The following is a 9,881-nucleotide window of genomic DNA, read 5'->3' on the forward strand; positions in this document are numbered from 1 at the left end:
CTTGTTTTCCCTGAATTCACTTCTTGGCAACCTTGTCAATGCGTAAGTCCTAAATATATTATATAAGAGAGCAAAATTTGCTGTAACGACTCAAAAAAATTCAGTTCCAGCCTAATGCTTCACTGATTTGCGCTGCTAGTTTCAAGGGACGGAAAGGCTTGGCAAAGACAGCAGCTACATTTAAGCCAGTAAACACCTCTTGAGCGGACTCCTGGACTTTGGCAGTTAGTAAAATTACGGGAATTGATTTAGTGACGGGGTTAGCCTTGAGTTGTTGCAGAGTGGCACGCCCATCCATATCAGGCATCATCATATCTAGTAAAATTACATCAAGCTTAGAGTTGGCTGCTACATTCAACGCTTCCCAACCAGTACAAGCAGTCAACACGTTCCAACCAGCAGCCATTTCTAATCCCAATTTTGCGATCGCCTGCACATCTTCTTCATCATCAACAATCAAGATATTTCTGCTCATATTGTCACTCTCGCATGATATGTGATGCTGATTAGCTTGATTAGTCTTCAGCTATTTTAGAATGCAATCGGGTAGAAGTAGGGGAGATTTGGGTAATTAAAGGCTGCTATTGAGAGTTTACTAAAGGTAACAGTACATAAAAAGTGCTACCTTCGCCTAAAATGCTCTGAACCCAGATTTTACCATTATGTTGCTGTATGATATCTCGGCAAATAGCAAGTCCTAAACCTGTTCCTCCTTTGTTGCGGGAGTCAGATGCATCTACCTGCTGAAAACGCTCGAAGATGATTTGTAATTTATCTTCAGGAATTCCTCGCCCTTTATCTTGAATCGTAATTAAAAGAAAGTTGGGTGATGAAGGCTGATTTTCTTCAGATTCAACGCTTTTAGATTCTGAGAGAGTGGCACTTATCCACACAGTGTCACCTGGTTCAGAAAACTTAATCGCGTTGCTCAGTAAATTGGTGAGGGTTTGCAAGAGGCGATCGGGATCTGCCCAAAGTTCTGCTGCTACGGGATTTATAATTAGTCGAACTTGTAATTTATCTGCCATTGCTTGCATTGCTTCCGTTGCCGTAATTAGCAAGTCTGCGGCGTTGCACTTCGCCTTGCGTGTAAAGATTTTGCCCGATTTCATCCGCTCTAAATCGAGAATATCGTTCACTAAACGAATCAAGCGTTCAGTATTAGTCGTGGCAATGCTGAGGACTTTTTGTCCCTGTTCGGTTAGAGTTCCCAGTTGTCCTGAACTTAATAAATCTAATGCTCCCATTGTGGAAGTTAAAGGTGTACGTAACTCATGACTGACTAAAGAAATAAATTCGTTTTCTAGGCGTTTACGTTCGGTGATGTCATTGGCAATTAATAAAGCACATGGCACTCCACCTAAGTCAATTAATTCGAGAGATATCAGTATGGTTTTGAGTTCTCCAGACTTTGTAGAAAATTCAAATTCTAGATTGTATAGCGAACCAGTTTCCGGCAGAAGTTGAATTGTTTGAGCGATCGCGACTGTGTTTTTACCTAAATTAAGTTCGGTAGCAGTATCTCCAATTACTTCCTCTAAACAATAGCCGCTCATTTTCAAGAAGCTGGGATTGACATCAATAAAACGAGCTTCCGAAACTGTAGCGATCGCAATTGGGTTGGGACTAGAGCGAAAAACCTTAGCAAACTTCTCTTCTGCTTTGGCGCGTTCAGAAATTTCCTGCTGCAACCGCTCATTTTGGGCTTGGAGTTGTCGTTGCAGTTTCCAAATCGTCAAGTGATTTTCAATTCGTGCTAAAACCTCTTCTAGTTGAAAAGGTTTAGTGATATAGTCCACCCCACCAACTGTAAAGGCTTTTACCTTATCTAGCACATCACCCAAAGCGCTGATAAAAATTACTGGAATTTCGCGGGTGCGATCGTTTGCCTTTAGGTGTTGGCAGACTTCATAGCCATTCATCTCAGGCATATTCACATCCAGCAAAATTAGATCGGGGGGAACTGCATTTGCTCCCCGTAAACCCGTAGAACCTTTAGTTACACTTCTAACTTTATATCCCTGTTCCGTCAACATGGCAGATAGGAGATTCAGGTTTTCTGGCGTGTCATCAATCACCAGTATGTCTGCTTTGGGGAAGTTGAGTGACTCTTTAGACATGGAAATATCGACTTTAGCCAGAATAGGCTACTAATTGTTTCTAGAGATTTTAACCTTAGTTCAATATCTTAATAATCAGTTACAAAAAAATAGCAATTACCCATTTATCTACCCTAGTTCTCCCCGATTAATTTCTAATGTTAAAAACATCAAATCAAGTTTGTAAGTCACTTACTAAATTACACAACAAAGAGTAACTTGTATGCAAAGTGCAACCATCCGAAAACCAACTATTCTTGCATCAGGAGAAGGAAATCAATTTTCAGTTATTGGTGCACAGTTCACAACAAAAGTAACCGGAGAAGAGACTAATCAAGCGTGGACAATTTATGAAATTACAGATACAGAGGAAAATGGCCCACCACTTCATACTCACCCTTGGGAAGAGGCGTTTTATATTCTAGAAGGTGAACTAGACATCCAAATTGGTACAGAAACAATTTTGGCATCACCAGGCTTTTTCGTTAACATTCCTCACAATACAGCACACGGCTTTAAAATTCGTTCTGCTACTGCGAAATTTTTGGTTTTAATTTCACCCAAGGGCGCGAAAAAGTTTTATGAAGAAATGGGTCAAGTAGCAGATAGTGCATCCCTAAACATGGAAAAAGTACAGCCTGTTTTGAGCAAATATGGATTGCAGTTTATTGCATGAAATTTTGCTTTGGGTGGATTTGGGCGCACATATGTGTGCCCCCATTGGGATAGGCAATATATAAACACGCAGAGTTCGCGTTGTAAATCGCTTTTGTTGACAAATACATCTATTTCTACAGAAATGCTATGCACTCAATAACCAACAAGCAACTCTATTCCAGAGCAAAAACTGTCCGCTTTTTCGCTACTACTGCCCTAAGTTTGGGTTTCACCGCTAGCCTTGTTTTTTACCCAAGCGCGAGTCAGGCGGGTAACGATAATGGAGTGCCTGCTGAACTTCAGGGCGAGTGGCGGTATGGCCGGATTTCATCCATCCAATACCAAGACAGTTACACAGGGCAGTCCGCAGCCCCAAACGGCTCTAGCGACCAATTCCAACTTACATCTAATGGAAATTACAAGCGAAATAGACTGATTCAAATCAACACTTACAACTGTGCGTCTAATCTCTTCATAGAGGAAAAAGGCAAAGTTAAGATTGAGGCTCAACGCCTGACTTTTCAACCCAGCGACAGCACATCTAAAGGGCAAATCTGCAATAGCGGGCGCACCTACTCCAGCCGCAATACAGCAAAGCCTGAGACTTACCAGTGGTCGATTGAGACGAATGATTATGGGCAGCAAGTTTTAGTACTTGAGACTGCCGATGGCAAGGGTCGCGCTCATTATGGACGACCTCAATAAGCTAATGAGCATTCAATTTGCATAGAACCCAATACGCTGAGGTTAAGAATTTTTTCTCTCCCCTGCCTCCCCTAGTTTTACCCGATTGTTTTCTAATCTACAAGATATCGAACGAGGTTATTCTATGATTCACCATATTTCAATTGCTGTTAGAAACCCTAGTCATGTTGCTCAAGTTCTGGGGGAAATCTTAAAAGCGCAAGCTGTTCCCTTTCCTCCTAATCCAGGAAGTTATATGGTTCTACCTTTTGATGAATACGGTACAGGTATTGAACTTTATCCTTTAGGTTCTCAAATAGAACCTGGTGAAGGTGATGAAGAATGCGTATTTGTACATACTGCTATTACTTCCAGGTATACAGATATTCATGCAGCTATCTCTGTACCAATTAGTCAGCAAGAAATTGAAAAAATTGGTGTTCGTGAAGGTTGGCGTGTAGTGCGCTGTAACCGCGATTCTTTCTTTGATGTGATTGAGTTCTGGGTGGAAAACAGGTTAATGATTGAATTGCTAACACCAGAAATGGCATCTCAATATTTGAAATTTGCTACCCAGCAAGAAAATCTGAAATATTTTTTAGCAGAACCAGTTTTAGCTACAACTTGATAAATATTTATTGCAATTCTATTTTATTTGTAAGAATTGCAAACCGCAGCTCCCCAACTTGTTTGTAGGAGTTACGCACTGTACAAATGAATCATCTTGTGTATTAACGTAAATAGGTTGTTTCAGGCTTTTACAAAGCATCCTTTGTTAATTGCGATCGCAAAAAGATAATTGAAAAATCTAGCTAAAAGCCTTGAAAGGCATATCTATCATTTAGGATTTTCTGTCAATGCGTAAGTCCTAGTTTGATAAGTTGGGGATTTTGTCGATTATAAGTCACTAAAAAACAAGCTGAGGCTTTGGGAAAGTTTTTTCATTGAGACAGTAACCCGCGATTTTATCTATTTCAACGATAGCGCATTCACGCTTAGGAAGTTTCATAATACTTTTGCTACAACCTTCTCCGCTTTTTTGACCTGGATATGACCTTTATGCAATGTACCCTAATTGCAAAAGACTAAGATTTCACCGCCGGATACTGCTTCAAAACTTGCTGTAAATATTGCCCAGTATAAGACCTGGGATTTTTTGCAACTTCCTCTGGTGTACCCACAGCAATTAATTCTCCGCCTTTGTCGCCACCTTCTGGGCCCAAATCTATCACCCAGTCTGAACAGCGAATTACATCTAAGTTGTGTTCAATTACTAATATTGAATTCCCCTTATCTACCAATCGTTGCAACACATCTAACAATTTGTGAACATCGTAAAAAGATAACCCTGTTGTCGGTTCATCTATTAAATAAAGTGTCTTACCTGTGGCGCGTCGAGATAGTTCTGTTGCCAATTTCACCCGTTGCGCTTCACCACCTGATAAGGTAGTCGCAGGTTGTCCTAGTTGGACATAACCCAACCCGACATCAAATAAAGTTTGCAAACGCGCGATCGCTTTGGGGATATTCTGGAAAAAGTCTAAACTCTCCTCAACTGTCATTCTCAGTACATCAGAAATTGACTTATCTTTGTACTTCACTTGCAAAGTTTCGCGGTTGTATCTTGCACCTTTACAAATTTCGCATTGCACGTAAACATCCGGGAGAAAGTTCATTTCAATAACATTCACACCCTGTCCGCTACAAGCTTCGCAACGTCCACCTTTAACGTTAAAAGAAAATTGTCCGGGTTTGTAACCCCTAGCTTTGGCTTCTACTGTTTGGGAAAATACATCTCGGATGGCATCGAAAATTCCTGTGTAAGTTGCAGGGTTAGAACGTGGTGTGCGTCCAATGGGCGATTGATCGATAACGATCGCTTTATCAATCGCATTCAATCCCTGGATTTTATCCAAATGTCTCGGTAAGGGAACTTTCTTAGTTAAATGATGTTGCAGAGATGGATATAGTAATTCGTTAATCAGTGTAGATTTGCCAGAACCAGACACGCCAGTGATGGAGACGAGTTTACCTAGCGGAATGTCTACATCGATATTTCTTAAATTGTTGCGATGGGCATTTTTAATTCCCAAACTGCGCCCATTTCCTTCTCGGCGTTGTGCTGGCGTGGTAATTACTCGCCTTCCTGATAAATATGCACCCGTCAAGGAATCTTCTGCTGCTAATAACGCCTGAAAATCACCTTGGGCAATAATATTTCCGCCGTGAATTCCTGCACCAGGGCCAATATCAACAATGTGGTTAGCTGCGCGAATTGTTTCTTCATCGTGTTCAACGACAATTAATGTATTACCCAAATCGCGTAATTTCGTTAAGGTTTTGAGCAACCTACCATTATCTCGTTGATGCAAACCAATACTGGGTTCATCTAAAACGTAGAGAACTCCTGTTAATCCAGAACCAATTTGCGTTGCTAGACGAATTCGTTGGGCTTCGCCACCAGAAAGGGTCATGGCTGGACGGTCAAGGGTGAGATAATCTAAACCTACATCTAACAAAAATTGCAATCTAGCTTTGATTTCCCGGAGAACTAAATCAGCAATTTGTAACTGGCGATCGCTCAACTTAAATTGCTCAATTCTCTCCCGACAATCTCGAATTGATACGGTAGTCAATTCTAAAATTCCATATTGTCCCAACTTCACCGCCAAGGCTTCCGGTTTTAACCGTTTTCCCTTACAAACCTCGCACGGTTGATCGATTAAATACTGCTCTAATTTTTGTTTAATTAATTCCGAACCACCCTCATACTGCCGTTGCAAAATTGGAATAGCACCTTTAAAACTCTGCTTTCTCTGTGCTTCTGCGGCTCGTTCATCTTTTTCGCCAAACAATATAATTTGCTGCTGTTCTTCTGTCAGCTTGCTCCAATTTGTCTGTAACTCAAATCCATAAATCTGTCCGACGCTATAGAGTAATTCCAAGTAATAAGAATTATCTTTTTCTGACCAAGGCGCGATCGCAGCATAAACTGGCGCTTCCCAGTCGGGTACGATCAAGTCTGGCGCAAATCTTCTTAAAGTCCCGATGCCATGACAGTGCGGACAAGCACCATAAGGTGAGTTAAAGGAGAACAATCGCGGCGATAGTTCCTCCATTACCGCCCCATGTTCTGGACAGGCAAAATTTTCCGAAAATACTAATTCTTCTTCTTTTTCTTGTCCGTCGTCACCAAGCAGACTCACAAGAATGGCTGCAATCCCACCCGATTGCTTGAGACACGTAGACAGGGAATCAACCAAACGCTCTTGGATATCAGCTTTTTTCACCAAGCGGTCAATTACCACTTCGATGGTGTGGGTAAAATTTTTATCCAATTCAATGGAATCTGACAGTTCGCGAATCTCGCCATTGATCCGCACGCGGACAAAACCTTGAGATGCCAGACTTGACAAAAGCTTACGGTGTGTGCCCTTTTTCCCCCTGACAACGGGTGCAAGAATTTGGAAGCGGGTGCGATCTGGTAATTCCATGATGCGATCGCACATCTCATCGATTGTCTGGGGTGCAATACAGCGATCGCATATCGGACAATGGGGTTCGCCAGCGCGACCAAACAACAGCCGTAAATAGTCGTAAATCTCTGTCACCGTACCGACAGTAGAACGCGGGTTATGAGACGTTGACTTTTGGTCAATAGAAATTGCTGGACTTAAGCCTTCAATCGCTTCTACATCCGGCTTATCCAGTTGTCCTAAAAATTGTCGTGCGTAGGCGCTGAGGGATTCCACATAGCGACGTTGCCCTTCAGCGAAAATGGTATCAAAGGCTAGAGAAGACTTACCAGAACCAGAAACGCCAGTGAATACGATTAGGCGATCGCGTGGCAATTCCAAGTCAATATTTTTCAGATTATGCTGCCTAGCACCCCGAATCCGAATGGTATTCTGGCTGTTGTGGCTGGGGTACGGAAGATGTCCATTCAAGGATGCTGCATGCTGTTGGTCTGACATATTGGGCGGCAAAGAAGGAGTTTCTGATGAAACAGTCCTTAATAATACTATCTTTAATCGGTTTATTGTAGAACAATCGTACTGTTTTAGTTAGTTATCGTTCCAGATTCATGGCGCAGATATCCTTAAGAGTCTGCTAATTTGGAAGCATCCCGACTAAATATCCTTCTGAGGGCGAAGCTATGGTATCGCAAATCCAACCGTCGGCCCAGCCAGAGGTCATCTACCCAGATAGTGACGGACAACCAGTGGCTAATAATACCATACAATTTGGCTGGATTGTAGAAATCAAGCAGAATTTAGATTGGCTATTTGCCGACGATCCAAATGTATTTGTCGCCGGAGATTTATTTTGGTATCCCGTAGAGGGACGTAACAAAATTGTTAACGCCCCAAATGTGATGGTGGTATTGGGTAGACCAAAAGCCGTAGGCGTAGCCCGTCGTAGACATCGCTTGTGCTACCAACAATGGAAAGAGGAGGGAGTTGCACCACAAGTAGTGTTTGAAATTCTTTCTCCCAGCAACACCCAAACTGAAAGGGACAAGAAATTACTTTTCTACGATCGCTATGGGGTGGAAGAGTACTACATTTACGATCCCGATCGCAATAATTTGCATGGATGGTTGCGTAGCGAAGACGGTTTAGATGTCATCCCTCTAATGGAAGATTGGGTGAGTCCCCGTTTAAAAATTCGCTTTGCTCCATCAACAGAGGGTTTGCAGTTATATCGCCCTGATGGAGAACGGTTTTTAACTTATACAGAAATTTCTCGCAACGCCGAGCAAGAACGACAACGGGCGGAACTTGCAGAACAAGCTAGAAGAGATGCCATACCCCGATTATTGCAAATGGATTTGAGCATCGAACAGATTGCCCAAGCTTTGGGATTGTCAGTGGAAGAAGTGCGAACCTTTGCTCAGGAGTAACGCCGTGTGCAATTTTTTAATCGGGCTATTAGAAATTGAATTTGTACTTGAAATATTCTGATTATGCTAGCCAATGCAGCCACTCATAATGTCACCTGGGAAAAGTTACCTGATGATTTTGTTTTAGACAACGAACCAGTGGATAACATTAATCAGCCACTCTTGGCTGCTGCTTTAACAGAAAGCTTGGAACTTGCTGGCAGATTACCCGCCGATGCTTTAACCATCACTAATTACGGTATCTGCGCCACTTTGAATAATCGATTTGTCGTCAAAGCACCAGATTGGGGTTATGTACCATCAATTCGAGTCTCACGAGAAGAAGTAAAGCGCAGTTATACCCCACGACTCCAAGGTGATATTCCGGTAATTGTGATGGAATTTCTTTCAGATACCGAAGGTGGAGAGTATTCGAGTAAACCGACCTATCCCCCTGGTAAATGGTTTTATTATGAGCAGATTTTACAAGTGCCAAACTATGCCATTTTTGAACCTGATAGCGGAGTGTTAGAAGTTTATCGGCGAGATAATTTAGGATATTATCAACTGCAAACACCAGATGCAAGCGATCGTCACTGGATTGCGGAAATGAACTTGTTTTTAGGGGTATGGCAAGGAAGCCGAGAAAACCGCACAGGTTATTGGTTGCGTTGGTGGGATGACAACGGCGAATTATTACTATGGGGTTTGGAGTTAGCAGCAAAAGAAAGGCAAGAGAAAAACGCCGCTCAACAATTTGCAGAACAAGAACGCCAGCGTGCAGAACAAGAAAGTCAGCGTGCAGAGAGATTAGCAGCCCAGTTAAAAGCGCTAGGAGTGGAACCAGAGGTTTAACTCGGAAGTTCGACCTTTTTACTCGGCCATTGGTGTTCAGAACTCGGAAGTTCGACCTTTTTGCTCGACCATTGGTGTTCGGAACTCGGAAGTTCGACCTTTTTGCTCGGCCGTTCGTGTTCAGAACTCGGAACTTTCACCTTTTTGCTCGGCCATTCGTGTTCAGAACTCGGAACTTTTACCTTTTTGCTCGGCCATTCGTGTACGGAACTTGAAACACCGAGTTCAGAACTTGAATTTTGTCTCTTTGTTCTCAAGCGATGTCTACGATGAGCTACGCCTACGCACCCATCACCTACACACCTGCTCCCTCTGCTCCTCTGCCCCCCTGCTTTCCCTCTCCCTACCGCCTTGGACACACCTTAGCCGCATCAGGATGGCTAGCCAAATAACCCTTAAGCCAACTGCAACCCTGTGCTAATAAATCATCGAGACTCAAATTCCACAATTTGATGGTGCTGTCAGCACTGGCGGAAGCTAAAGTTTTGCCATCCGGGCTGAAGGCGATGCTGATGACCACAGCGCTATGCCCAGTCAGAGTGGTAATAACTTTGCCCGTGTTGAGATTCCACAATTTGATTGTATTGTCACTACTAGCGGAAGCTAAAGTTTTGCTATCCGGGCTGAAGACGACGCTGTTGACCCAATTGCTATGCCCAGTCAGAGTGGTAATAACTTTGCCCGTGTTGAGATTCCACAATTTG

The 9,881-nt window shown here is 42.7% G+C and carries 9 protein-coding genes; 5 read left to right on the forward strand and 4 right to left on the reverse strand.

Annotated elements, in window-relative coordinates:
- Window positions 1-100: 100 nt before the first annotated feature.
- Both RMY64_RS35420 and RMY64_RS35425 read right to left on the reverse strand, forming a co-directional pair.
- On the reverse strand, window positions 101-475 hold the full coding sequence (locus RMY64_RS35420) for a response regulator (protein WP_322682377.1): 375 nt from the start codon (window positions 473-475) through the stop codon (window positions 101-103).
- A 106-nt stretch (window positions 476-581) separates the two neighbouring features.
- On the reverse strand, window positions 582-2,120 hold the full coding sequence (locus RMY64_RS35425) for an ATP-binding protein (RefSeq protein WP_322702533.1): 1,539 nt from the start codon (window positions 2,118-2,120) through the stop codon (window positions 582-584).
- A gap of 202 nt (window positions 2,121-2,322) precedes the next feature.
- Here RMY64_RS35425 and RMY64_RS35430 point away from each other — a divergent pair, with 202 nt between their 5' ends.
- The 3 genes from RMY64_RS35430 to RMY64_RS35440 all read left to right on the forward strand — a co-directional run bounded on the left by RMY64_RS35430 (window position 2,323) and on the right by RMY64_RS35440 (window position 4,068).
- On the forward strand, window positions 2,323-2,775 hold the full coding sequence (locus RMY64_RS35430) for a cupin domain-containing protein (protein ID WP_322682375.1): 453 nt from the start codon (window positions 2,323-2,325) through the stop codon (window positions 2,773-2,775).
- A gap of 128 nt (window positions 2,776-2,903) precedes the next feature.
- Window positions 2,904-3,461, forward strand: a complete 558-nt coding sequence (locus RMY64_RS35435; protein WP_322682374.1) for a hypothetical protein — start codon at window positions 2,904-2,906, stop codon at window positions 3,459-3,461.
- 124 nt (window positions 3,462-3,585) lie between these two features.
- On the forward strand, window positions 3,586-4,068 hold the full coding sequence (locus tag RMY64_RS35440; protein WP_322675676.1) for a hypothetical protein: 483 nt from the start codon (window positions 3,586-3,588) through the stop codon (window positions 4,066-4,068).
- A 457-nt stretch (window positions 4,069-4,525) separates the two neighbouring features.
- Here the strand turns inward: RMY64_RS35440 and uvrA are convergent, their stop codons facing one another.
- Entirely contained in the window at window positions 4,526-7,414 is a 2,889-nt protein-coding gene (gene uvrA, locus RMY64_RS35445; protein ID WP_322702534.1) for an excinuclease ABC subunit UvrA, read from the reverse strand.
- A 182-nt stretch (window positions 7,415-7,596) separates the two neighbouring features.
- On the opposite strand from uvrA, the gene RMY64_RS35450 reads away from it, so the two are divergent.
- A complete protein-coding gene (locus RMY64_RS35450; protein ID WP_322702535.1) occupies window positions 7,597-8,343 on the forward strand; it encodes a Uma2 family endonuclease in 747 nt (248 codons plus the stop codon).
- Between the two features lie 63 nt (window positions 8,344-8,406).
- Window positions 8,407-9,177: a Uma2 family endonuclease gene (locus RMY64_RS35455; RefSeq protein WP_322702536.1), complete on the forward strand. Its 771-nt coding sequence runs from the start codon at window positions 8,407-8,409 to the stop codon at window positions 9,175-9,177.
- Between the two features lie 343 nt (window positions 9,178-9,520).
- On the opposite strand, the gene RMY64_RS35460 is transcribed toward RMY64_RS35455, so the two are convergent.
- Window positions 9,521-9,881 (reverse strand): WD40 repeat domain-containing protein (locus tag RMY64_RS35460; RefSeq protein ID WP_416212174.1); only part of this gene is annotated, 361 nt, incomplete at its 5' end.

Source organism: Nostoc sp. DedQUE08 (assembly GCF_034530895.1).
Taxonomy (GTDB): domain Bacteria; phylum Cyanobacteriota; class Cyanobacteriia; order Cyanobacteriales; family Nostocaceae; genus Nostoc.

What these genes read in the sequence shown, in the direction of transcription:
- RMY64_RS35425 (WP_322702533.1), bottom strand. Translation starts at nt 2,120, where the DNA reads ATGTCTAAAGAGTCACTCAACTTCCCCAAAGCAGACATACTGGTGATT.
- RMY64_RS35430 (WP_322682375.1), top strand. Translation starts at nt 2,323, where the DNA reads ATGCAAAGTGCAACCATCCGAAAACCAACTATTCTTGCATCAGGAGAA.
- RMY64_RS35435 (WP_322682374.1), top strand. Translation starts at nt 2,904, where the DNA reads ATGCACTCAATAACCAACAAGCAACTCTATTCCAGAGCAAAAACTGTC.
- RMY64_RS35455 (WP_322702536.1), top strand. Translation starts at nt 8,407, where the DNA reads ATGCTAGCCAATGCAGCCACTCATAATGTCACCTGGGAAAAGTTACCT.
- RMY64_RS35440 (WP_322675676.1), top strand. Translation starts at nt 3,586, where the DNA reads ATGATTCACCATATTTCAATTGCTGTTAGAAACCCTAGTCATGTTGCT.
- uvrA (WP_322702534.1), bottom strand. Translation starts at nt 7,414, where the DNA reads ATGTCAGACCAACAGCATGCAGCATCCTTGAATGGACATCTTCCGTAC.
- RMY64_RS35420 (WP_322682377.1), bottom strand. Translation starts at nt 475, where the DNA reads ATGAGCAGAAATATCTTGATTGTTGATGATGAAGAAGATGTGCAGGCG.
- RMY64_RS35450 (WP_322702535.1), top strand. Translation starts at nt 7,597, where the DNA reads ATGGTATCGCAAATCCAACCGTCGGCCCAGCCAGAGGTCATCTACCCA.